18 protein-coding genes and 1 pseudogene are annotated in these 22,885 nt (G+C 59.9%); 10 read left to right on the top strand and 9 right to left on the bottom strand.

Translation table 11 applies throughout. The features are described 5' to 3' along the window. Positions 1-227: 227 nt before the first annotated feature. Entirely contained in the window at positions 228-1,556 is a 1,329-nt protein-coding gene (locus ACYZTK_RS21390) for an OprD family porin (RefSeq protein ID WP_462011656.1), read from the top strand. A gap of 79 nt (positions 1,557-1,635) precedes the next feature. Here the strand turns inward: ACYZTK_RS21390 and ACYZTK_RS21385 are convergent, their stop codons facing one another. Together ACYZTK_RS21385 and ACYZTK_RS21380 are read right to left on the bottom strand one after the other, a co-directional pair. Next, on the bottom strand, positions 1,636-2,478 hold the full coding sequence (locus tag ACYZTK_RS21385; protein ID WP_462011655.1) for a mechanosensitive ion channel family protein: 843 nt from the start codon (positions 2,476-2,478) through the stop codon (positions 1,636-1,638). 18 nt (positions 2,479-2,496) lie between these two features. Beyond that, entirely contained in the window at positions 2,497-2,982 is a 486-nt protein-coding gene (locus tag ACYZTK_RS21380; RefSeq protein WP_007906601.1) for a YajQ family cyclic di-GMP-binding protein, read from the bottom strand. A 133-nt stretch (positions 2,983-3,115) separates the two neighbouring features. On the opposite strand from ACYZTK_RS21380, the gene ACYZTK_RS21375 reads away from it, so the two are divergent. Genes ACYZTK_RS21375 through ACYZTK_RS21365 form a run of 3 tightly spaced genes read left to right on the top strand, consistent with a single transcriptional unit; the run spans position 3,116 to position 6,700 of the window. After that, positions 3,116-4,033: a putative 2-dehydropantoate 2-reductase gene (locus tag ACYZTK_RS21375; RefSeq protein WP_462011654.1), complete on the top strand. Its 918-nt coding sequence runs from the start codon at positions 3,116-3,118 to the stop codon at positions 4,031-4,033. 45 nt (positions 4,034-4,078) lie between these two features. After that, a complete protein-coding gene (locus ACYZTK_RS21370) occupies positions 4,079-6,115 on the top strand; it encodes a sensor histidine kinase (protein ID WP_462011653.1) in 2,037 nt (678 codons plus the stop codon). Positions 6,116-6,118: 3 nt separating this feature from the next. Next, positions 6,119-6,700, top strand: a complete 582-nt coding sequence (locus ACYZTK_RS21365; RefSeq protein ID WP_462011652.1) for a cob(I)yrinic acid a,c-diamide adenosyltransferase — start codon at positions 6,119-6,121, stop codon at positions 6,698-6,700. Positions 6,701-6,834: 134 nt separating this feature from the next. Here the strand turns inward: ACYZTK_RS21365 and ACYZTK_RS21360 are convergent, their stop codons facing one another. From ACYZTK_RS21360 to secA, 4 genes are all read right to left on the bottom strand, one after another. Then, the gene (locus tag ACYZTK_RS21360) at positions 6,835-7,779 is read right to left on the bottom strand and encodes a Nudix family hydrolase (protein ID WP_462011651.1); all 945 of its coding nucleotides are present in this window, start codon (positions 7,777-7,779) and stop codon (positions 6,835-6,837) included. Further along, entirely contained in the window at positions 7,776-8,408 is a 633-nt protein-coding gene (locus ACYZTK_RS21355; RefSeq protein WP_462011650.1) for a glutathione S-transferase family protein, read from the bottom strand. The genes ACYZTK_RS21360 and ACYZTK_RS21355 overlap by 4 nt, the downstream gene beginning before the upstream one ends. Positions 8,409-8,573: 165 nt before the next feature. Beyond that, positions 8,574-9,791: a bifunctional glutamate N-acetyltransferase/amino-acid acetyltransferase ArgJ gene (argJ, locus tag ACYZTK_RS21350; RefSeq protein WP_462011649.1), complete on the bottom strand. Its 1,218-nt coding sequence runs from the start codon at positions 9,789-9,791 to the stop codon at positions 8,574-8,576. 118 nt (positions 9,792-9,909) lie between these two features. Continuing rightward, positions 9,910-12,645 carry a preprotein translocase subunit SecA gene (gene secA, locus ACYZTK_RS21345; protein WP_462011648.1) on the bottom strand — a complete coding sequence of 912 codons (2,736 nt, stop codon included), beginning with the start codon at positions 12,643-12,645 and terminating at the stop codon, positions 9,910-9,912. A 307-nt stretch (positions 12,646-12,952) separates the two neighbouring features. Between secA and ACYZTK_RS21340 the strand changes: the two genes are divergently transcribed. Next, positions 12,953-13,408 (top strand): DUF721 domain-containing protein, encoded by a 456-nt coding sequence (locus tag ACYZTK_RS21340; RefSeq protein ID WP_462011647.1) that lies wholly within the window; start codon positions 12,953-12,955, stop codon positions 13,406-13,408. A gap of 584 nt (positions 13,409-13,992) precedes the next feature. On the opposite strand, the gene ACYZTK_RS21335 is transcribed toward ACYZTK_RS21340, so the two are convergent. Continuing rightward, positions 13,993-15,474 carry a helicase HerA-like domain-containing protein gene (locus ACYZTK_RS21335; RefSeq protein WP_462011646.1) on the bottom strand — a complete coding sequence of 494 codons (1,482 nt, stop codon included), beginning with the start codon at positions 15,472-15,474 and terminating at the stop codon, positions 13,993-13,995. Between the two features lie 173 nt (positions 15,475-15,647). On the opposite strand from ACYZTK_RS21335, the pseudogene ACYZTK_RS21330 reads away from it, so the two are divergent. The 5 genes and pseudogenes from ACYZTK_RS21330 to ACYZTK_RS21310 form a co-directional block, all read left to right on the top strand. Further along, positions 15,648-16,631 (top strand): annotated as a pseudogene (locus ACYZTK_RS21330) (HAMP domain-containing protein); the annotation flags it as partial. Positions 16,632-16,772: 141 nt separating this feature from the next. After that, positions 16,773-17,537 carry a methyl-accepting chemotaxis protein gene (locus tag ACYZTK_RS21325; RefSeq protein WP_442963620.1) on the top strand — a complete coding sequence of 255 codons (765 nt, stop codon included), beginning with the start codon at positions 16,773-16,775 and terminating at the stop codon, positions 17,535-17,537. Between the two features lie 201 nt (positions 17,538-17,738). Continuing rightward, positions 17,739-18,851: a glycosyltransferase family 4 protein gene (locus ACYZTK_RS21320; RefSeq protein WP_462014945.1), complete on the top strand. Its 1,113-nt coding sequence runs from the start codon at positions 17,739-17,741 to the stop codon at positions 18,849-18,851. Then, a complete protein-coding gene (locus tag ACYZTK_RS21315; RefSeq protein ID WP_462011645.1) occupies positions 18,844-19,620 on the top strand; it encodes a DUF2334 domain-containing protein in 777 nt (258 codons plus the stop codon). Before ACYZTK_RS21320 ends, ACYZTK_RS21315 begins: the two co-directional genes overlap by 8 nt. Beyond that, positions 19,617-20,603, top strand: coding sequence for a lysylphosphatidylglycerol synthase transmembrane domain-containing protein (locus tag ACYZTK_RS21310; RefSeq protein ID WP_462011644.1), 987 nt, complete (start codon positions 19,617-19,619; stop codon positions 20,601-20,603). The genes ACYZTK_RS21315 and ACYZTK_RS21310 overlap by 4 nt, the downstream gene beginning before the upstream one ends. A 1,019-nt stretch (positions 20,604-21,622) precedes the next feature. Here ACYZTK_RS21310 and ACYZTK_RS21305 read toward each other — a convergent pair. Both ACYZTK_RS21305 and purU read right to left on the bottom strand, forming a co-directional pair. After that, positions 21,623-21,844 (bottom strand): hypothetical protein, encoded by a 222-nt coding sequence (locus tag ACYZTK_RS21305; protein ID WP_462011643.1) that lies wholly within the window; start codon positions 21,842-21,844, stop codon positions 21,623-21,625. 86 nt (positions 21,845-21,930) lie between these two features. Further along, positions 21,931-22,779, bottom strand: coding sequence for a formyltetrahydrofolate deformylase (purU, locus tag ACYZTK_RS21300; protein WP_247291804.1), 849 nt, complete (start codon positions 22,777-22,779; stop codon positions 21,931-21,933). Positions 22,780-22,885 lie beyond the last annotated feature (106 nt).

Below are 22,885 nucleotides of genomic sequence, written 5' to 3'. Positions count from 1 at the left end.
AACAACGACAAAGTTGTCAGTCCTCTTGCATTGGGGTTGTAAATTTGCGACATCTACCCAGCTGTTTGCGACAGGGTCGTAAAGATGCTGAAAGGTTAGATCAGCAAGTATCGCCAACATGGTCGGCGTGATATAAGTTTGCGCCGACACAAAAAGAAAAGAGCCGCCCAGATAATAAATCAGGTGGGACGGCAGTACTCTTCTAAAAACCAAAGGAGCAAATCACGATGCGCGTGATGAAGTGGAGCATGATCGCACTGGCAGTTGCAGCAGCAGCCAGCACTCAAATGGCTACGGCCGCACCTTTCGTAGGCGACCAAGCCGAAGCCAAAGGTTTTGTTGAAGACAGCACATTAAATCTGCTGGTCCGCAACTACTACTTCAACCGTAACAAGAAAGACGGCGCAACCGATGACAAAGACTGGACCCAGGGCATCTGGGGCAATTTCAGCTCTGGTTACACCCAAGGCACCGTAGGTGTTGGTGTTGACGCTTTCGGTTACCTCGCCATCAAACTGGACGGTTCCGACAAGTACTCGGGTTCGGGCAACCTGAGCACTAACGCTGCTGGCGAAAACAATGACAGCCAGGGCAAAGCCGGCGCTGCATTGAAAGTTCGCATCTCCAAAACCGAACTGAAAGCCGGTGACATGCAGCCAAGCACTGCTCCAGTGTTTGCAGTAGGCGGCTCGCGTATCCTTCCGCAAACTGCCAGCGGTTTCCAACTGCAAAGCAGCGAGATCAAAGATCTTGACCTCGAAGCCGGTCACTTCTACTCGGCGACCAGCCAGGACAAAAACGGCCGTGACGGCGGTCTGTGGGCCAACTACGCAGGCGTTGAAGCCGACACCATCAATTATGCTGGTGGCAAATATGGCATTAACGACCAACTCAGCGTTTCGCTGTATGGCGCCCAGTTGGAAGACATCTGGAACCAGTACTACGCCAACGCTAACTACACCCTCCCAATGGGTGGCGATCAGTCGCTGAACCTGGACGGTAACATCTACCGCACAGACGATTCCGGCAGCGCTGAAGCTGGCGCAATCAGCAACACCGCGTTCTCCCTGGCAGCTGCGTTCTCGTTCCTGAAAGCGCACACCCTCACCGTTGGCTTCCAGAAAGTTAATGGCGATACGCCGTTCGACTACGTCGGCGTGGGTAAAAACAACCGCGGCGGCGACTCGATCTTCCTCGCCAACTCCATCCAGTACTCTGACTTCAACGGTCCTGGCGAGAAATCGGCTCAAGTACGTTACGACCTGAAAATGGCCGAATACGGTGTACCTGGTCTGAGCTTCATGACCCGTTACGTGAAAGGTTGGGACATCGACGGTTCCAACGCTCCAGTGAATGGCGCTTACGCTGGCCTGTACGGCGAAGACGGCAAACACCACGAAACCAACGTTGAAGCCAAGTACGTAGTTCAAGCTGGCCCAGCTAAAGATCTGTCGTTCCGCATTCGTCAAGCATGGCACCGCGCCAACGCTGATCAAGGCGAAGGCAGCATCGACGAGTTCCGTCTGATCGTCGACTACCCGCTGTCGATCTTGTAATCGAAGGCTGTTAGTTCGCTGTAAACAAAAAAGGCCCATCTTCGGATGGGCCTTTTTTATTGCTTCAAGCTAATGCCTGTTACTGCACGGCACCTTCCTGAACCACTCGAATCACCCGTTGCGGAAACGGAATATCGATACCGGCGGTTTTCAGGCGATCCCGGGACTGTTCGTTGAACATGAACATCACGTCCCAGTAATCAGCAGTCTTCACCCAAACACGCAGGGAAACAGTGATCGAACTGTCGCCCAATGTCGAGATGACTGCCTGTGGTGCTGGCTCAGCCAATACACGTTCGTCTTTGGCCAGTTCGAGCAAGACCTCTCGGGCTTTCTGCAAGTCCGCTTCGTAATCCACGCCCACATCAAATACAACTTTGCGGGTTGGTTGGCGGTTGGTATTGGTAATGATCCCGTTGGACAAATTGCCATTAGGCACGATGATGGTCTTGTTATCACCCGTACGCAGAACAGTATGGAAAATCTGGATACTGTCGACGGTACCCGCCACACCCTGGGCCTCGATCCAGTCACCGATACGGAACGGACGAAACAGCAGAATCAGCACGCCGCCGGCGAAGTTCGCCAGGCTGCCCTGCAACGCCAGGCCGATGGCCAGGCCTGCCGCACCGATAGCCGCGACGAACGAAGTGGTTTCGACACCAATCATCGACGCCACGCTGACGATCAGCAACACCTTGAGGATGATGTTCGCCAGGCTGCTGATGAAGCCTTGCAGCGCCAGGTCGGCATTGCGCAGTGCCAACAGGCCACCGAGCTTCTGCGTGACCTTGTTGATCAGCCACCAGCCGATGGCCAGGGTCAGGATGGCCAGCAGCACGCGGCTGCCGTATTCCATGATCATCGGGATCCAGGCTTGGGACGCCTTGACCAGGTTATCCACTTCAGTATTCAAATCCATCTTGGTTCTCCTTCGAAATCAATCGCGGAAGTTGTTGAACTGCAGCGGCATGTCGAAGGTTTTGGCTCGCAGGGCAGCGATGGCTTCCTGCAGGTCGTCACGCTTTTTGCCAGTAATGCGCACTTGCTCGCCTTGAATAGCGGCCTGTACCTTGAGCTTGGCGTCCTTGACGTGAGCGACGATCTTCTTCGCCAGTTCCTTGTCGATGCCTTCCTTGAGTACGGCTTCCTGCTTCATCAGCTTGCCCGATGCATAGGCGTCCTTGACCTCAAGGCACTGCACATCGATCTTGCGCTTGACCAGCGCCAGCTTGAGGATCTCAATCATGGCTTCAAGCTGAAAATCGGCTTCTGCGGTCAGGTTGACGGTCAAGTCCTTCTCCTTGAACTCGAAGGTGCCCTTGCCTTTCAGGTCATAACGGCGATCGAGTTCCTTGACGGCGTTTTCGACCGCGTTGGTGACTTCGTGTTTGTCCAGTTCGGATACCACGTCGAACGACGGCATGTAATCTCTCCAATAAAAGGCGTGCCGATGGAGCACGCCTGGCTTGCGGTTAAAATCCGCGCTGATTATAACGGGTCTTTCCGATCATTCACTGCGAGCATCCGATGCGCGTCATAAACAGAGCAAAAAGCTGATGTCCACCACCTGGCATGTTCTCGGTGCGGGCAGCCTTGGCACCCTCTGGGCCACACGCCTGGCAAGGGCCGCAGTGCCAGTCACGCTGATTGTGCGAGACCGGGCGCGGCTGCAGGCTTATGAGACGGAAGGTGCACTGACCCTGGTCGAACATGGCGAGGCGCGGCGCTACCCGATTGCCGCCCAGTCGCCGGACAGTCGCGAGCCGATCCAGCGCCTGCTGGTGGCCTGCAAGGCCTACGACGCCGAGGACGCCGTGGCCCAACTCGCACCGCGCCTGACGGCCGACGCCGAGGTGATCCTGCTGCAGAACGGGCTCGGCAGCCAGGACGCCGTGGCCGCGCGGGTTCCGCACGCTCGGTGCATATACGCCTCGAGCACAGAAGGTGCGTTTCGCGATGGCGACTGGCGGGTGGTGTTTGCCGGTCACGGATACACCTGGCTGGGGGATACCTGCCATCCGATGGCACCGATCTGGCTGGAGGACCTGAGCGCCGCGGGCATCCCCCACGAGTGGAGCCCCGACATCCTGACTCGCCTGTGGCGCAAGCTGGCGCTCAATTGTGCGATCAATCCGCTGACAGTCCTGCACAAATGCCGCAATGGCGGCCTGCAAGAGCACCGTTGCGAAGTCGCCACGCTGTGCGTCGAACTGACCGAACTGCTTGAGCGCTGCGGGCAACCCGCTGCCGCCGAGGACCTGCAGCAGGAAGTCGAGCGAGTGATCCACGCCACCGCCGCCAACTATTCATCGATGTATCAGGACGTAGCGAACCAGCGCCGCACCGAAATCAGCTATTTACTGGGTCATGCCTGCAAAGTCGCAGACAGGCATCAGCTGAACCTGCCCCACCTCAATCAATTACAGCAGCGCCTGATCAGCCATCTGCACAGCCTTGGATTGCCCAGCGACTAAGCAGCGGCTACGCTGGCCACTTGTTCCCTTGCCGCGACTAACCTGATGCCATTGCGCCAGCGCCTTGAAAACCTACCGGTCGGCCAGAAACTGCTGGCCGCCCTGTTGGTGCTGTTGACCACTGTCCTGCTGGTCGCCAACCTGACCTTTATCAGCGCCGCCTATTATATTTCCCAGGAAAGCATGGCGCCCCAGGCCCTGCAGACCATCGGCCGCCTGGTGTCCAACCCGAGCCTGATCTCTGAAGCCCTGGAGTCACCGCAAAGCGCCGAGCGGCTGCTCAATGAACTCAACAGCTATTCGCCATTACGCGCAGCCGCCCTCTACGACGGCAAGGGTCAGCGACTGGCGCAGTTGCAGCACGGTGAAAAACTCAAGTTGCCGGAGCACTACCGGCGCATCGAATCCTGGCAGGCGACCGAATTTCGCACCAATCAGGTGATCACCCTGCCCCGCCCAGGCACCGCGCCCGGCCACCTGCTACTGGTGGCCAGCAGTGAACTGCCGATGGCGTTCTATACCGGCACCCTGACAGCGAGCCTGGGGATCCTGATTTTCAGCATCCTGTTGTGGCTGGTGATCGCCCGGCAGATCAAACGCCTGATCACCCGGCCAATCCATCAGCTGGAAGAATTGTCGCGACAGGTCACCCGGGAGGAGAATTACGCCCTGCGCGCGTCCCGCGGCAACCACGATGAAATCGGCAGTCTCGCCGAGGCATTCAATACCATGCTCTCGCGCATCGAAGCCCGGGAGCAGCAACTCAAGCGCGCCCGGGATGACTCGCAGGCCGCCTATGACCAGGCGCAGGGGCTGGCTGAAGAAACCCGGCATACCAACCGCAAGCTGGAACTCGAAGTGCAGGTGCGCAGCAAGATCGAGAAAAAACTCACCGGCTTCCAGAATTACCTCAACAGCATCATCGACTCCATGCCGTCGGCGCTGATTGCCCTGGATGAACAACTGTACGTCACGCAATGGAATCAGGAAGCCAGTGCGTTATCCGGCACTCGCCTGGACGAAGCCTTGAACCAGCCGATCTTTCTCGCATTCGAACCGCTCAAGCCGTTTCTGCCGCAGCTCAAACAAACGGTCGAGCAGCACACGGTGGCCAAGATCGAGCGGGTAACCTGGGTCAAGGATGATGAGGCCAAGCATTACGCCCTGACGTTTTACCCGCTGATGGGCGGCGCGGGCCGCGGCGTGGTGATCCGTATCGATGACATCACCCAGCGCCTGTCACTGGAAGAAATGATGGTGCAGTCGGAGAAGATGCTCTCGGTGGGTGGCCTGGCGGCGGGCATGGCCCATGAGATCAACAACCCCCTGGGTGCCATCCTGCATAACGTGCAGAACATCCGCCGACGCCTGTCCCCGGAACTGCCAAAAAACCTCGAACAAGCCGAGCACATCGGCATCGAACTGGAAACCGTCAACCAATACCTGGTCGCCCGTGAAGTGCCGCAATTGCTCGACGGTATCCAGCAGGCCGGCGCTCGCGCGGCGAAGATCGTCACGCATATGCTCAGCTTCAGCCGGCGCAGCACCCGGCAGATGGCGCCCTGCGACCTGCCGGCGCTGATCGACCAGGCGGTGGAAATCGCCGGCAATGACTTCGACCTGGCGATTGGTTTCGACTTCAAGGGCCAGGCGATCATTCGCCAGTTTGACCCACAACTCGGCCCGGTGCCCGGCACAGCCAACGAACTGGAGCAGGTATTGCTCAACCTGCTGAAGAACGCCGCCCAAGCCATTCACCAACGCGAGGATGATCGTGAACCGGGCCGGATCATCTTGCGCACCCGCCTGAACCCGCCGTGGGCGGAGATCCAGGTCGAGGACAACGGCATCGGCATGAGCGAAAGCGTGCGCAAGCGGACCTTCGAGCCGTTCTTCACTACCAAGGAAATCGGCCAGGGCACCGGTCTTGGCCTGTCGGTGTCGTACTTCATCATCACCAATAACCACAAGGGTCAGATGGAAGTGCAATCGACCCTCGGTCAGGGCACCTGTTTTACCCTGCGCCTGCCATTGGCGAGCACCCCGCTCGTCTCCCAGGAACTCAACCAGCTATCGAGGTAACCCATGGGCTTTCGCTTGTCGAAGATCTACACCCGCACCGGCGACACAGGCGAAACTGGCCTCGGCGATGGCCGCCGAGTGCCCAAGGACCACCCGCGGATTGAAGCGATTGGTGAGGTCGATACGTTGAACAGCCAACTCGGCGTGTTGCTGGCCGGGCTCGCGCAGGAGAGCGCGGCTACTCCTGGGCTGAATGAAGTGATCGAGGTGTTGGCGCCTTGCCAGCATCGGTTGTTCGACCTGGGTGGCGAGCTGGCGATGCCGGCGTACCAGGCACTGGACATCGTGGAAATCGAGCGCCTGGAAGCGGCCATCGATGTGTGGAATGAAGAGCTAGGGCCGCTGGAGAATTTCATCTTGCCGGGCGGTTCGACGCTGATTGCCCAGGCCCATGTGTGCCGCAGCCTGGCGCGCAGTGCGGAGCGGCGCTGCCAGCATTTGAATGCGCTGGAACCGCTGGCCGGGGTGGGGTTGGCTTACATCAATCGGCTGTCGGATTTGCTGTTTGTGGTGGCGCGGTTGATTGCCAGGCGCCAGGGGGTGGCGGAGATTCTTTGGCAGCCGGCGGGTAAACCCCAGGCTTAATTGGCGTACTCAAGGACGCCATCGCGAGCAGGCTCACTCCTACAGGGGTCGGTGGTGTAACACGAATTGTGTACCGCTCTGAACCCTGTAGGAGTGAGCCTGCTCGCGATGGGGCCAGCAGCCTCAACCCGGAATCAAGCCTCAGGCCAAAACGCCCGAATCCCCGCCACACCCTGCGCCCCTGCCTCCCAAGCCTTCTGCCGCTCAGCCGGGCCCACGCCCCCCAGCAAAAACACCGGTTTGCTGAACCCTTCGATCAACGCTGCCGCCTGCTCCCAACCCAGTGGCTGGGCATCCGGGTGAGTCTGGGTCGGCTGCACCGGCGACAGGGTGACAAAGTCCACACCCATCTGCTCGGCCAAGGCCAATTCCTCGGCATTATGGCAAGACGCCGCCAGCCAGCGCGACGCGGGCAATGGTCGACCCGCAGCGGCGTATTTGCGCAGCTGCGCAGAGGTAATGTGCCAACCCGCCGAGGGAAAATCCCCCAGCCATTCGAACGGCCCCTTGATCATCAACTGCGCCTTGCCGGCACACAATCCGGCGGCATCCACCGCCAGGTCGCGGTATTTGGGGTCATAGCCGTTCGGTGCGCGCAGCTGGATCAGCTTGACGCCGCCAGCGATGGCTTTCTGGATGCCGCGCAGCAATTGCGGGGTTTCCAGTTCTCCCGGCGTGATCAGATACTCGGCCGGCAAGCGTGCCGCCGCGACGATCGGCTGGTTGGCCGCCGGAAATTCGTAGTCGGCCAGGTCCCGCGGTGCAACCCAGGCCAGTGGCTGGCCTTCGGCGCCGTGGGGCTCGCCGGTAAATGCCGACACCTCCCAGACATCCAGCAGCACTTGCTTGTCCGTGTAATCGTGGCGAACCTTGATCAGCGGGCGCGCCGCGCTGACCACGATCCCCAGTTCCTCGTGAAGCTCGCGAGCCAGGGCGGTTTCGACCGACTCATCCGCCTCGACCTTGCCCCCCGGAAATTCCCACAGGCCGCCCTGGTGTTGGGTATCGGCGCGCCGGGCGATCAGGATCTTGCCGTGGCTGTCACGAATGACCGCAGCGGCTACATGTACGCGTTTCACTGACCCACCTCCTCCAGACCCGCTTGCTGCCAGGCCTTGAATGCTGGCCATTGGTAGATGGTATTGATGTAAGCCTCGTCGGCCGCCGGCAACTGCACTTGATAGGTGCGCAGACGCACGGCGATCGGCGCAAAGAAGGCGTCGGCCAGGCTGACCTTGCCGAACAGGAACGGACCGGTGTCGGTCGCAGCGGCCCGGCACTCTGCCCACAACGCCTGCATGCGCTCGATATCCGCCTGGACTTCAGCCGGAACTGGCGACAGCGGGGCGTCGTGGCTCAGGTCGAACGGCATGTTGCCGCGCATGGCGAAGAACCCGGCGTGCATCTGCGCGCAGGCTGAACGCGCCTGGGCACGGGCTGCAGTGTCGCTCGGCCACAGATTGGCCGCAGGGAATTGTTCGGCCAGGTATTCGGCGATTGCCATGGAGTCAGCGATGGTGCCGTGTGCGGTTTTCAGCAGCGGGACCTTGGCGGTCGGCGAGTGCTTGAGCAGGCGCTCACGGGTGTCGGGCTGGTTGAGCTTGATCAGTTCTTCGGTGTAGGGAACACCGGCCAGATCCAGCGCCAGCGCGCCGCGCAGGGACCAGGAGGAATACAGTTTGTCGCCGATGATCAGGTGGAGGCTCATGTTCGGGACCTTTTGATGGGGGTGTGTACTGGCCAGTTTATCTGGCGGCTGACAGACCGCTATCGCGAGCAGGCTCACTCCTACAGGTACTGGTCACACACAGAGTGTTGCTGCACACAAATACTCTGTAGGAGTGAGCCTGCTCGCGATCGGGTCGACTGGGTATTAAGTACGGTACTCCGCGTTGATCTTCACATACTCATGGGACAGATCAGTAGTCCAGATCGTCTCACTGCAATCGCCACGACCCAGCTCAATACGGATGGTGATTTCTGCCTGCTGCATCACCGCCGCCCCTTGGGCTTCGGTGTAGCTCGCCGCCCGGGCGCCGCGGCTGGCGATGCACACTTCGCCTAGGAACACGTCGATCTTGCTCACGTCCAGATCGGGTACACCGGCACGGCCAACGGCGGCCAGAATACGGCCCCAATTCGGATCGGAGGCGAACAATGCAGTCTTGATCAATGGCGAGTGAGCCACGGTGTAGCCGACGTCCAGGCATTCCTGGTGGTTTCCGCCGCCGTTGACTTCAACGGTAACGAACTTGGTCGCGCCTTCGCCATCACGGACGATCGCCTGGGCGACCTCCATGCACACGTCGAACACCGCCTGTTTCAGCTTGGCAAACAGCTCGCCTTCGGCCCGGGTAATTTCCGGCAGCGCAGCCTGGCCGGTGGCGATCAGCATGCAGCAGTCGTTGGTCGAGGTGTCGCCGTCGATGGTAATGCGGTTGAACGACTTGTTGGCGCCGTCCAGCAACAGGTTTTGCAGTACTTCACGCGAGACCTTGGCGTCAGTGGCGATGTAACCCAGCATGGTCGCCATGTTCGGACGAATCATCCCCGCGCCTTTGCTGATGCCGGTGACAGTGATGGTCACGCCATCGTGTTCGAACTGGCGGCTCGCCCCCTTGGGCAAGGTGTCGGTGGTCATGATGCCGGTGGCAGCAGCTTCCCAGTTGTTCACTGAGAGGTCATCAAGCGCAGCCTGCAGCGCGCCTTCGATTTTCTCGACTGGCAGCGGCTCGCCAATTACCCCGGTGGAGTACGGCAGCACGAGGCTGGCATCGACGCCAGTCAGCTCAGCCAGCTTCGCACAGGTGCGCTCGGCCGCAGCCAGGCCCGGTTCGCCGGTGCCGGCGTTGGCGTTGCCAGTGTTGGTCAGCAGGTAACGCACCGGCCCTTGCACTCGTTGCTTGGCGAGAATCACCGGCGCTGCGCAAAACGCGTTCAGCGTAAACACACCCGCGACCGTCGAACCTTCGGCACAGCGCATGACCACGACATCCTTGCGCCCCGGGCGCTTGATGCCGGCCGAAGCAATACCGAGTTCAAAACCGGCAACCGGGTGCAACGTTGGCAAAGGACCAAGACCAACAGCCATGAATGCGCTCCTTAAAAATAGTCATCACCGATGCAGATGATCGGCGGTATCAAATGGCAAAACGCCGCGACGGCTGATGCCGGTCGCGGCGCGGGTATTTCAGCGTGCTGAACGGGTTTTACTGGATCTGCCCGTGGCAATGCTTGAATTTCTTGCCCGAACCGCAGTAGCACAGTTCGTTACGGCCCAGCTTCTGTTCGTTGCGCACCGGGGCGGCAGCGAGGGCGACATCGACCTCTTCACCCAGCAGCTCCGGTTGCTCCAGACCTGGCGCTTCGTCGTGCTGGAATTGCATGCGAGCAGCCAGCGCTTCGGCTTCCTGGCGCAGGCGTTGCTCTTCTTCGATCGGATCTTCGCGGCGAACCTGAACGTGAGACAGCACACGAATAGAGTCGCGCTTGATCGAATCCAGCAGCTCGGAGAACAGCGTGAACGACTCGCGCTTGTACTCTTGCTTCGGGTTCTTCTGGGCGTAGCCACGCAAGTGGATACCGTGACGCAGGTGGTCCATGGTCGACAGGTGGTCTTTCCACAAGTCGTCGAGGACGCGCAGCACGATCTGCTTCTCGAAGGTGCGCAGCGCATCGGCGCCCGCCTGGTCTTCTTTCTCGTTGTACGCGGCGATCAGCTCGTTCATCAGCTTCTCGCGCAGAGTCTCTTCGTACAGGTGATCGTCTTCGTCGAGCCATTGCTGGATCGGCAAGGCCACACCGAAGTCGCTCTGCAATGCAGCTTCCAGACCGGCGACGTCCCACTGCTCAGGCAGCGACTGCGGCGGAATGTGCGCGCCGACGGTCGCGTTGAGCACGTCCTGACGGAAGTCGGCGATGGTCTCGCCAATGTTGTCAGCGGCCAGCAACGTGTTACGCATGTGATAGATCACTTTACGCTGTTCGTTGTTGACGTCGTCGAACTCGAGCAATTGCTTGCGGATATCGAAGTTGCGGCCTTCAACCTTGCGCTGAGCCTTTTCGATGGCGTTGGTCACCATACGGTGCTCAATCGCTTCGCCAGGCTGCATGCCCAGGGCCTTCATGAAGTTCTTCACCCGATCAGAGGCGAAGATGCGCATCAGGCTGTCTTCCAGCGACAGGTAGAAGCGGCTGGAACCAGCGTCACCCTGACGACCGGCACGGCCACGCAACTGGTTGTCGATACGGCGCGATTCGTGGCGCTCGGAAGCGATCACCTGCAGGCCACCCGACTCCAGCACTTGCTGGTGACGTTTCTGCCAGTCGGCCTTGATCTGGGCAATCTGCTCAGGGGTCGGGTCTTCCAGCGAGGCCACTTCCACTTCCCAGTTGCCGCCCAACAGGATGTCGGTACCACGACCGGCCATGTTGGTCGCGATGGTCAGTGCGCCTGGGCGACCGGCCTGGGCAATGATCTCGGCTTCTTTTTCGTGGAACTTGGCGTTCAGGACCTTGTGCTCGATGCCTTCCTTGTTGAGCAGATTGGACATGTGCTCGGAAGTTTCGATGGTTGCAGTACCCACCAGCACCGGACGGCCCTGGGTCATGCATTCCTTGATGTCGGTAATGATCGCCGCGTATTTCTCGTCGGCGGTCAGGAACACCAGGTCGTTGTAGTCTTTACGCGCCAGCGGACGGTTGGGCGGAATCACCATCACCGACAGACCGTAGATCTGATGGAACTCGAACGCTTCGGTGTCAGCGGTACCGGTCATGCCGGACAGCTTGTTGTACAGGCGGAAGTAGTTCTGGAACGTGGTCGATGCCAGGGTCTGGCTTTCGGCCTGGATATTCAGCTCTTCCTTGGCCTCGATGGCCTGGTGCAGGCCTTCGGACAGACGACGACCCGGCATGGTGCGACCGGTGTGTTCGTCGACCAGTACTACCTGACCGTCCTGCACGATGTATTCGATGTTGCGATGGAACAGCTTGTGCGCACGCAGACCGGCATAGACGTGGGTCAGCAGACCCAGGTTATGCGCCGAATACAGGCTCTCGCCTTCAGCCAGCAGGCCGACGCGGGTGAGCATGTCCTCGATGAACTGGTGACCGGCTTCGTTGAGCTCCACCTGACGGGTTTTCTCGTCGACGGTATAGTGGCCAGCCTTGGTGACTTCGCCTTCAACTTCCTCGACGTGCAGCTCCAGCTGCGGGATCAGTTTGTTGATCTCGACATACATCTTGGAGCTGTCTTCGGCCTGACCGGAAATGATCAGCGGGGTACGGGCTTCGTCGATGAGGATGGAGTCGACTTCGTCGATCACGGCAAAGTTGAGTTCGCGCTGGAATTTTTCTTCCATGCTGAACGCCATGTTGTCGCGCAGGTAGTCGAAACCGAATTCGTTGTTGGTGCCGTAGGTGATGTCGGCGGCGTAAGCCAGGCGCTTCTCTTCCGGCGGCTGGAACGGCGTGACCACGCCGACCGTCAGGCCGAGGAATTCGTAGAGCGGGCGCATCCAGTTGGCGTCACGACGAGCCAGGTAGTCGTTCACCGTCACAACGTGCACGCCCTTGCCGGACAGCGCGTTCAGGTAAACGCCCAGTGTTGCCACCAGGGTCTTGCCTTCACCGGTACGCATTTCCGCAATCATGCCTTCATGCAAGGTCATGCCGCCGATCAGCTGGACATCGAAGTGGCGCATACCCATGACCCGCTTGCCGGCTTCGCGGGCGACCGCGAAGGCTTCTGGCAACAGCTTGTCGAGGGTTTCCCCTTTGGCGATGCGGGCCTTGAACTCATCGGTCTTGGCACGCAATTGATCGTCCGAAAGGGCCACCATTTGCTCTTCGAAGGCATTGACGAATTGCACCGTCTTGAGCATGCGTTTGACTTCACGCTCGTTCTTGCTTCCAAAAAGTTTCTTTAACAAAGGCGCAAACATATCGGCAGGATCTTCCACACTAAAGGGATGGAGGGCGGCCCCGTGAGTCGCCCGAGCAGCCCTCATGGCCGCACGCGAACGAGCATTCTACCCGGAAACGGTGGTGAGGAAAGTGGCGTTATTCCACGATGCTGGCACAGCGTTGTTACGGGGCTCACTTAAAATAAGGGCATTTTGCTGAACTTCAAGTCATTCACGACATAAGTTACTTGTTGATTTAATGGGTAAAGCGCTCGTAAAGCAATGGGGCGAGCGGATGGGGTGCTTTCTGCTAAGATGGCGGCTCTGTTACTTCAGGTGTCTGATCATGGCATTTCGCCCTCTTACGGCCAGAGCACCCTCCGTTCTGCTTCGCGAAGCCAAACCGCTCAAAGCCATTTTCGGCCACGCGCAACGCCTGGGTCATTTGCAACGCCTGCTGGAAAGTCAGCTGCAGCCTGCTGCCCGGGAACACTGCCATGTCGCGTCGTGGCGCGAGGGCAGTTTGCTGTTAATCGTGACCGATGGTCATTGGGCGACCCGGCTGCGCTATCAACAGAAGCGCCTGCAACGCCAGCTGCAGATGTTTGACGAGTTTGCCAGTTTGACGCGGATCATGTTCAAGGTGCAGCCGCCGACCGTCCAGCAGGGGGCGGTGGGGCATAGCATCAGTTTGTCGATCGATGCGGGGGCGATTATTCAGGCTACGGCTGACGGGATTAGTGATCCGAATTTGCGCGCGGCGTTGGAGCGGCTGGCGGCGCATGCGAGGCCTAAGGGTTGATGTGGGGCGCCTGTTTTTAAGTGTGCATATCCGTTTCTGCGGAATGGCGTCTATCGGTTTCCCCCTTACGGCGAGTCACTTTTGATAGAGCGCAAAAGTAACCCAAACGCTCTTGCCCCACCACTCGGCACCTCGCCTAGGCTCGATGTGCCCTCACTCCGGTATTGCGCAGCGGGCCGCTGCGACGGGCCATCCATGGCCCAACGCAGCTAAACCGGCATCCTTGCCGGTTTACCCGCTGCGCAATACCTGCGTTCGGCCAGCGTGGTTAACGGGGCGCCTGCGATCAAGATCCTTGCCGTGGCGGCCTTCGGGCCGACCAAGGCATCAAGCCGGCGCGCTGCGCTGGTTTTGTCCTGCACTTTCCCTGAATTTGAAATCGGCTCTGTATGAACAGAGCACCTGTGGGAGCAAAGCTTGCTCGCGATGGACGTCAACGATGGCACAGGCTGCCTGAACAAACGCTATCCCCCCTGTGGGAGCGGGCTTGCTCGCGAAGGCGGCCTGGCATTCGACATTGATGGTGGCTGGACCGCCCCCTTCGCGAGCAAGCCCGCTCCCACAATAATAGATGTGGGTTGCCACTACCGGCGCTTGCTGCCCCCCAGCAACGACCCCATCAACCCCCGCACCAACTGCCTGCCTATCTGATTAGCCGCCTGACGCATCGCAGATTTCAGCGCCTGACCCGCCGCCGTGCCGAGGAATTCCCCGGCCTTATCGGTAAAGCTCGGCTCTTCAGCTTTGCCAGGTGCAGCTTCAGCCTCCGGCGCCAGCCCCTTGCGTCCCATCAGCACTTCATACGCTGACTCGCGATCAATCGGCTTATCGTAACGCCCCTTGAACGGCGAGCCGGCAATCAGCAGCGTGCGCTCGGTTTCGGTCAATGGGCCGATTCGCGACTGGGGTGGCGCCACCAGTACTCGCTGAACCATCTCGGGGGTGCCTTTTTCCTGCAAGGTGCCCACCAGCGCTTCACCGATGCCCAGCTCGGTCAGCACCGACAAGGCGTCAAACGCCGGGTTGGGCCGGAAGCCTTCCGCTACTGCGCGCAAGGACTTCTGCTCCTTGGCGGTAAATGCGCGCAATCCATGCTGGATGCGCAGTCCCAACTGGGCCAGCACATCATCTGGCAAGTCGCCCGGCGATTGAGTAACGAAATACACCCCCACACCTTTCGAGCGGATCAGCCGCACCACTTGCTCCAGGCGATCGCGCAGTGCCTGGGGCGTACCGGCGAACAGCAGGTGCGCTTCGTCGAAGAACAGCGCCAGCAGCGGCTTGTCCGAGTCACCGCGCTCGGGCAATTGCTCGAACAGTTCGGCCAGCAACCACAACAGGAAAGTCGCGTAGACCTTCGGCGCCTCATGCACCAGGCGACTGGCGTCGAGCAGGTGGATGCGCCCGCGGCCCTCGGCGGTCGGTTGCAAAATGTCTTCGAGCTGCAACGCCGGCTCACCGAACAGCGCTTCCGCGCCCTGCTGCTCAAGTGTCGCGAGCCGGCGCAGCAGTGCCTGGCTGGAACCGGTGGTCATCAGCGCGGCATCGTCTCCCAGCAACTCGGGGTGCTCGCGCAGGTGATTGAGCAGTGCTTTCAGATCCTTCAGGTCCAGCAGTAACAAGCCTTCGCGGTCCGCGACCTTGAACGCGGCATACAGCGCCGACTGCTGGCTGTCGGTCAGCTCCAGCAGGCTGCCGAGCAGCAACGGCCCCATTTCGCTGAGGGTGGTACGCAAAGGGTGGCCGGACTGGCCGTGGATATCCCACAAAGTGACCGGATATGCCTGCGGCTTGTGGTTCAGCCAGGACATGCCGGCGATGCGCTCGGCAATCTTGCCCTGAGGATTGCCAGCGGCGCCCAGCCCGCACAAGTCGCCTTTGATATCCGCAGCGAACACCGCGACGCCAGCGTCGCTGAAGGCCTCGGCCAGGCGTTGCAAGGTGACCGTCTTGCCAGTCCCGGTAGCGCCGGCGACCAGGCCATGACGGTTGGCCAGGCGCATCGCCTGGGCGATTGGCTGACAGGCGGGATCGGCACCGATAATGAGTTGCAAGGAGTCAGGCATTTTGTCACCCATGGTTAATCTTTGATTCCTGATGGCCGATACAGGGGATTGAAGAGCGTCGGGAATTTCCTACAGAGAAAACGTAGCTATCCGCTTGTGCTCGCCACCACCCAATTCGCGTTCTCTTATAAAAGCACGCCCTGGACATTAAGACCTTAGCGGAACCTCAAGCCATGAACAAAAACCTGCGTTTCAGCCATAAGATCCTGCTTGCCGCTGCGCTCATTGTCATTGCCGCCTTTGCCTCGTTCACGCTGTACAACGATTATCTGCAGCGTAACGCTATCCGCGAAGACCTGGACAACTACCTCAACGAGATGGGCGACGTCACCGCCAGCAACATTCAAACCTGGTTGACCGGGCGCATTCTGCTGATCGACAACCTCGCCCAGAACATCGCCATCAATCCCGAGCCTGGCACTGTCGCCAGCCTGCTTGAGCAGAAAGCCCTGACGTCGACTTTCATGGCGTCCTACCTGGGCGACGCGACCGGCAGTTTCACCATTCGCCCGGACGCGAAGATGCCCGCTGGCTTCGATCCGCGGGTACGCCCCTGGTACAAAGGCGCCGAAAGTAGCAGCACTGCCACGCTGACCGAACCCTATATCGATGCTGCCACCGGGCAAACCATCATCTCCATCGCCACCGCCTCGAAAAAAGCCGGGCAGAGCGTCGGCGTGGTAGGCGGCGACCTGAGCCTGCAAACCTTGATCGACACCCTCAGCGCCCGGGATTTCGACGGCATGGGTTATGCGTTCCTGGTCAGCGCCGACGGCAAGATCCTGGTGCACCCGGACAAGACCCTGGTCATGAAGACCCTGAGCGAGGCCTTCCCACAAGGAGCGCCGCGATTGGGCAATGACTTCAGCGAAGTGCAAGTCGACGGCAAGACCCGCATCGTCAACTTCACTCAGGTCAAGGGCTTGCCTTCGGTCAACTGGTACATCGGCCTGTCGGTCGATAAAGACAAAGCTTTCTCGATGCTCAGCGAATTTCGCGCCTCGGCAGTGGTTGCGACGCTGATCGCGGTGGCGATCATCATTGCCCTGCTGGGCATGCTGATCCGCCTGCTGATCCAGCCATTGCACGTGATGACCCGCGCCATGGAAGACATCGCCGATGGCGAAGGTGACCTGACCAAGCGCCTGACCATCCAGAACAATGATGAATTCGGCATTCTCGGTACCGCGTTCAACCGCTTCGTCGAACGCATCCACGGTTCGATCCGCGAAGTTTCGTCGGCCACCGGCCAGGTCAACGAAGTGGCCTTGCGCGTCGTCGCCGCTTCGAACTCATCGATGTTCAATTCCGACCAGCAAGCCTCCCGCACCAGCAGCGTAGCTGCGGCGATCAATCAGTTGGGCGCCGCTGCCCAGGAGATTGCCCGCAACGCCGCGCAGGCGTCGAGCCAGGCCAGCGATGCGCGCAACCTTGCCGAAGATGGCCAGCAGGTGGTGGACCGCAGCATTGCCGCGATGAATCAACTGTCGAGCATGCTCAGTGCCTCCAGCACCAATATCGAGTCGTTGAACAGCAAGACGGTGAACATCGGCCAGATCCTCGAGGTCATCACCAGCATCTCCCAGCAAACCAACCTGCTCGCGTTGAACGCGGCGATCGAGGCGGCACGCGCCGGTGAGGCCGGTCGTGGCTTTGCAGTGGTCGCCGATGAAGTGCGCAACCTGGCGCATCGCACCCAGGAATCGGCGCAACAGGTGCAGACCATGATCGAGGAACTGCAGGTCGGCGCCCGGGAATCGGTGAGCAACATGAGCGACAGCCAGCGCCACAGCCAGGACAGTGTGGACATTGCCAACCTGGCCGGCGAACGCCTGAACAGCGTGACCCTGCGCATTGGCGAGATCGACGGGATGAACCAGTCGGTGGCCACGGCGACCGAGGAGCAGACGGCGGTGGTGGAGTCGATCAACGTCGATATTACTGAGATCAATACGTTGAACCAGGAAGGGGTGGAAAACCTGCAGTCGACGTTGCGGGCGTGTTCTGACCTGGAGCAGCAGGCGGCGCGGTTGAAGCAGTTGGTGGGTAGTTTCAGGATTTAAGTCGCGCTTGCGGGCCCCATCGCGAGCAGGCTCACTCCTACAGGGGTACGCGTTCCAACTGTAGGAGTGAGCCTGCTCGCGATAGCTGTTTTATATGCACCACACAACCTCGCTTACACCCCCTCCAGCAAACCCCAACCGAACATCTATCCTTCATAAAGGTCAACCAAAGGAGAACCACGGACCGGAGGGATGCTCATCGTGCATATCGCTGACATAACCATGTTCTACGCCCCTGCCAGTGGTGGCGTGCGCACGTATCTGGATGCCAAACACCGGCGCCTCGGCATCAAGCCCGGGATTCGCCACAGCCTGTTGATTCCCGGCGCCCACCTGGGTGAACAGGACGGCGTATACACGGTTCCCGCTCCCGCCCTGCCCTTCGGCAAAGGCTATCGTTTCCCCGTTCGCCTGGCTCCCTGGCGCAATGTCCTGCAGGAATTACAGCCCGATCTTATCGAGGTCGGCGACCCCTATCTCACCGCCTGGGCCGCCCTGGACGCCCGGCGCCAGCTGGATGTCCCGGTGATCGGCTTCTATCACTCGGATTTGCCGCTGCTGTGCAGCAATCGCATGGGTAACTGGGTAACGCCGAATGTCGAAGCCTACGTGCGCAAGCTTTATGGCAACTTTGATCGGGTGCTCGCTCCCAGCCAGGTCATGGCCGACAAGCTGATTGGCCTGGGGGTGAAAAATGTCTACGTGCAACCCTTGGGCGTCGATCTGCAAACCTTCAACCCCGCCGCCCGCGACCCGGAGTTGCGGGCAGAACTGGGGATTGCCGAAGACACTCACCTGTTGATCTTTGCCGGCCGCGGCGCCAAGGAAAAAAACCTGCCGGTGCTGCTCGACTGCATGAAGCGCCTGGGCCCGCGCTTTCATCTACTGCTGGTGGGGTCGTCGATGCCAGCAATCGTGCCGGACAACGTCACGGTGGTCGATGAATTCTGCCCCGCGGCGCAGGTGGCGCGTTTGTTGGCCAGCGCCGACGCACTGCTGCATGCCGGCGATCAGGAAACCTTCGGGCTGGTGATTCTCGAAGCCATGGCCAGCGGCATTCCGGTGATCGCGGTAGCTGCCGGGGCCTTTCAGGAAATCGTCACCGACCAATGCGGCCTGCTCTGCGCCCCGAATAGTCCTGCAGCAATGGCCGACGCGGTCCATGAATTGTTCAGCTGCGCAGGCACGAGCCTCGGCAGGCAAGCCCGCCGCCATGTTGAACAGCACTATGCCTGGGACACTGTGGTCGACAGCCTGCTGGGGCATTACCACGCCGTGCTGGGCAACGAATGGCCGTTGATCGCCAATGGTTGAACCCATGAACACGCCTTGCCTGCTGTTGGTGTTGCACGATGTCGCGCCGCAGACCTGGCCCGACTATCAGCCCTTCGTCGAAGCCGTCGATGCGCTCGGTGAGGTGCCGATGACCTGGCTGGTGGTACCGGATTTCCACAAGCACAACGATCTGCAAGCGCACCCGGAGTTTCGTCGACTGCTCTCTGGGCGAGTGGCTAGAGGTGACGAATTGGCGTTGCACGGCTATTTTCATTGTGACGAAGACCCACCTCCGAGCACTCCCCGAGACTGGTTCATACGCCGCATCTACACCCATGAAGGCGAGTTTTATGGCCTGACCGAACAACAGGCGCTGGCCCGCCTGCAGGCCGGAGTCGAAATGTTCCAGCGCTACGACTGGCCGCTGGAAGGGTTTGTCGCGCCCGCCTGGTTGATGAGTGCGGGTACCCGCGAAGCCCTGCGCCAGTTGCCGCTGAGCTATACCAGTGATCCACAGCACCTGTACCGGCTGCCCGATTTCAGCGTGGTGAACGCACCGGGGCTGGTATGGAGCTCGCGCAGCGCATGGCGCCGGGGCCTGTCGAAATGGCTCAGCGATCGACGTGAACAGCGCTGGCAGCAAGCGCCGGTGATTCGCCTGGGCCTGCACCCGGTGGACATGCGCCACGGATTTTCCCGTGACTACTGGCTGCAAACCCTCAAACGCCTGCTGGACCAAGGCAGAGTGCCGATGACCAAGGCTGACTGGCTGCGATTACCCGGCCATCCTGTCGGTCAGAACTCATGAGTCGCGTCGTTCTGCTAATGATAGCGCTGCTGGTCGCAGTGCTGATCCCGTCCCTGCTGGGTGGCAACGAAACCTGGTATCGGTTGCGACACTTCCCCCTGCACTGGCTGCTCGTCATGTTCGGCATGATTATGCTGTGCTGGGTGTTGAACACCCTGCGTCTGCGCTTGTTGCTGGGCGATCAGTGCCACAAGGTCGGCCGGCTGAAAAGCCTCGGGGTGGTGATGGCCGCAGAGTTCGCCTATTGCGCCACCCCCGGTGGCAGCGGTGGGCCGCTGACCATCATGGCCTTGCTGTCACGCCAGGGCGTACGCCCGGCCAGGGGCAGCGCGGTGTTTGCGATGGATCAGCTGAGCGACCTGGTGTTCTTCCTCTGCGCGCTGAGCGGAATATTGATCTATGCAATGTTCCAGCACCTGAGCCAGCGCATGGAATGGCTGCTGATGGTCAGCGCCATCTCGATGTTCGGCGGCCTGGTCAGTTGTCTGGCAGTGGCGCGCTATCACCGCTTGTTAATCCGCTTGAGCGGCCGCCTGCTTGCCCGCCTCAACGTCAAGGCCAGCACACGCCTGCGCTGGGCACGCAAACTCCTGCACTTCCTCGCGGCGTTCAGCGACACCCTGAAACTGCCCCGGCAGACCCTGATCAAGGTGTTTGTGCTGACTTGCCTGCATTGGGGCCTGCGTTACAGCGTGCTGTACCTGGCATTGCTCGGGTTGGGTGCGGATTTGCAGTGGGCCTGGACGTTTCTGATCCAGATGCTTTCGCTCAGTGCCGGGCAGTTCAGCCTGCTACCGGGCGGCGCCGGCGCTGCAGAATTGACCTCGGCGGCTTTGTTGGCGCCGATGGTGGGTAAATCGACGGCGGCTGCGGCCATTCTGATCTGGCGGGCGGTGACGTATTACTTCTATTTGCTGGTGGGTGGGCCGGTGTTCTTTTTGATGCTGGGGCGACCGTTGTTGAGAAAGTTGATTCGGGCGTAGGAGCTGTCGAGAGAACCGAGGCTGCTATCTTTTGATCTTGCTTCTTAGTACATATCCATTCCTGCGGTAACGACTACTATTGGTCCGCCTTTACTGCACACTGCCCCCCCTGTAGGAGCTGTCGAGAGCAACGAGGCTGCGATCTTTTGACCTTGCTTCGGGTACATATCCATTGCTGCGGTAATGGCTTCTATTGGTTCCGCTTTTACAGCGGGTCACTTTGAAAAAGCGCAAAGTAACCAAACGCTTCTTGCCCCACCACTCGGCACCTCGCCTAGGCTCGGTGTGCCCTCACTCCGGCATTGCTCCGCGGGCCGCTGCGACGGGCCATCCATGGCCCAACGCAGCTAAACCGGCATCCTTGCCGGTTTACCCGCTCCGCAATGCCTGCGTTCAGCCATCGTAGTTTAACGGGGCGCCCGCGATCAAAAGCTTCGCCGTGGCGGCCTTCGGGCCGACCAAGGCATCAAGCCGGCGCGCTTCGCTTATCTGGTCGTGCACATACTTCCGGTTGACACTATCCCTGTGGGAGCGGGCTTGCCCGCGAAAGCGACGGGGCAGTCGCCATCAATGTTGAATGCCGAACGAGGCTGCGATCTTTTAATCTGGCCTCTTAACAGCAAGATCAAAAGATCGCAGCCTCGTTGCACTCGGCAGCTCCTACAAGGTGGTGTGTACGACCAAACAAGCGCAGCGCGCCCGCTTGAAGCCTTGGTCGGCCCAGAGGCCACCACGGCCTGGTTTTTGATCGCGGACGCCCCGTTAACCACGCTGGCCGAACGCAGGCATTGCGCAGCGGGTAAACCGGCAAGGATGCCGGTTTAGCTGCGCTGGGCCAGGGACGGCCCATCGCAGCGGGCCCGCGGAGCAATGCCGGAGTGAGGGCACACCGAGCCTAGGCGAGGTGCCAAGTGGTGGGGCAGAAAGCGCTTGGTAACTTGGCGCTGTTCCAAGTGACCCGCTGTAAAAGCGGAACCGATAGCTGCCATTACCGCAGCAACGGATATGTACACATCAAATCAATCGCCATCGCGAGCAAGCTTTGCTCCCACAGAGAGTTCTGCCCCCAAAACTCCCGGAGAGCTCAAATCCGAAGGATGCAACTGCTCCCACAACGCCTGAGCCCCTGGAAACTCCGTGCCATCCTCGGCACTCAAGTCATCCGGATCATAACGACTCAAACACCCCTCCCCCAAAGTCGCCGGAGCCGTGGAAGTCGCCTTATCAAGTGGATCAGCCATAAACAAATCCTCACCGCAAAAACAACAAAGGGCCTGCAGCGATTGAACGCCCAGACCCTTCGAAATTCAACAGTGTCGTGCGGCTATCAGAACACCACAGTCTTGTTGCCATGCACCAACACCCGGTCTTCCAGGTGATAACGCAACCCACGGGCCAACACCATCTTCTCCACATCACGGCCAAAGCGAACCATGTCTTCAATGCTGTCGCTATGGCTCACGCGCACCACGTCCTGCTCGATGATCGGACCGGCGTCCAGCTCTTCGGTGACATAGTGGCAAGTAGCACCGATCAGCTTCACCCCACGCATCGAAGCCTGGTGATAGGGCTTGGCGCCAACAAACGACGGCAGGAAACTGTGATGAATGTTGATCACCTTGTGCGCATACTCGCTGCACAACTCCGGTGGCAGGATCTGCATGTAACGGGCAAGTACCACCACCTCGGCATCGTGCTGCTTGACCAGGCGCGACACTTCCTTGAATGCCGGTTCCTTGTCCTGCGGATTCACCGGAACGTGGTAGTAAGGAATACCGTGCCATTCGACCATGCTGCGCAAGTCGTCATGGTTGGAAATCACGCAGGAAATCTCGCAGTCCAGCTCATCACTGTGCCAGCGATGCAGCAGGTCGGCCAGGCAGTGGGATTCACGGCTGGCCATCAACACCACGCGTTTTTTCTGCGCGGTATCGGTAATGCGCCAGTTCATCGAGAATTCTTCGGCAATGGGCGCAAAGGCTTCACGAAAGGCTTCGATACCGAACGGCAGCGAGTCGGCACGAATTTCGTGCCGCATGAAGAACCAGCCACTGAGGTTGTCCGAGTGATGGCTCGCTTCAGTGATCCAGCCATTATGTGACGCCAGAAAGTTACTGACTTTAGCAACGATACCGACGCGGTCCGGGCAAGCAATCACCAGCCGAAAAGTGCGCATGAGGGGGAAACTCCAGAACTTCGCAAAGGCCGCCATTCTAGCGATTACGCAGCAAAACTGCAGTACTGATGATGCCGGGCGTATCGTGCGGGCTGGGGAAACAGGT

Source organism: Pseudomonas sp. LB3P31, assembly GCF_054897945.1.
This window is presented reverse-complemented; position numbering and strand designations above follow the sequence as displayed.

Excerpts from the sequence above, each read along its gene's own strand:
- ACYZTK_RS21390 (WP_462011656.1), top strand. The coding sequence starts at position 228 with ATGCGCGTGATGAAGTGGAGCATGATCGCACTGGCAGTTGCAGCAGCA.
- ACYZTK_RS21385 (WP_462011655.1), bottom strand. The coding sequence starts at position 2,478 with ATGGATTTGAATACTGAAGTGGATAACCTGGTCAAGGCGTCCCAAGCC.
- ACYZTK_RS21380 (WP_007906601.1), bottom strand. The coding sequence starts at position 2,982 with ATGCCGTCGTTCGACGTGGTATCCGAACTGGACAAACACGAAGTCACC.
- ACYZTK_RS21375 (WP_462011654.1), top strand. The coding sequence starts at position 3,116 with ATGTCCACCACCTGGCATGTTCTCGGTGCGGGCAGCCTTGGCACCCTC.
- ACYZTK_RS21370 (WP_462011653.1), top strand. The coding sequence starts at position 4,079 with ATGCCATTGCGCCAGCGCCTTGAAAACCTACCGGTCGGCCAGAAACTG.
- ACYZTK_RS21365 (WP_462011652.1), top strand. The coding sequence starts at position 6,119 with ATGGGCTTTCGCTTGTCGAAGATCTACACCCGCACCGGCGACACAGGC.
- ACYZTK_RS21355 (WP_462011650.1), bottom strand. The coding sequence starts at position 8,408 with ATGAGCCTCCACCTGATCATCGGCGACAAACTGTATTCCTCCTGGTCC.
- argJ (WP_462011649.1), bottom strand. The coding sequence starts at position 9,791 with ATGGCTGTTGGTCTTGGTCCTTTGCCAACGTTGCACCCGGTTGCCGGT.
- secA (WP_462011648.1), bottom strand. The coding sequence starts at position 12,645 with ATGTTTGCGCCTTTGTTAAAGAAACTTTTTGGAAGCAAGAACGAGCGT.
- ACYZTK_RS21340 (WP_462011647.1), top strand. The coding sequence starts at position 12,953 with ATGGCATTTCGCCCTCTTACGGCCAGAGCACCCTCCGTTCTGCTTCGC.
- ACYZTK_RS21335 (WP_462011646.1), bottom strand. The coding sequence starts at position 15,474 with ATGCCTGACTCCTTGCAACTCATTATCGGTGCCGATCCCGCCTGTCAG.
- ACYZTK_RS21325 (WP_442963620.1), top strand. The coding sequence starts at position 16,773 with ATGTTCAATTCCGACCAGCAAGCCTCCCGCACCAGCAGCGTAGCTGCG.
- ACYZTK_RS21315 (WP_462011645.1), top strand. The coding sequence starts at position 18,844 with ATGGTTGAACCCATGAACACGCCTTGCCTGCTGTTGGTGTTGCACGAT.
- ACYZTK_RS21310 (WP_462011644.1), top strand. The coding sequence starts at position 19,617 with ATGAGTCGCGTCGTTCTGCTAATGATAGCGCTGCTGGTCGCAGTGCTG.
- ACYZTK_RS21305 (WP_462011643.1), bottom strand. The coding sequence starts at position 21,844 with ATGGCTGATCCACTTGATAAGGCGACTTCCACGGCTCCGGCGACTTTG.
- purU (WP_247291804.1), bottom strand. The coding sequence starts at position 22,779 with ATGCGCACTTTTCGGCTGGTGATTGCTTGCCCGGACCGCGTCGGTATC.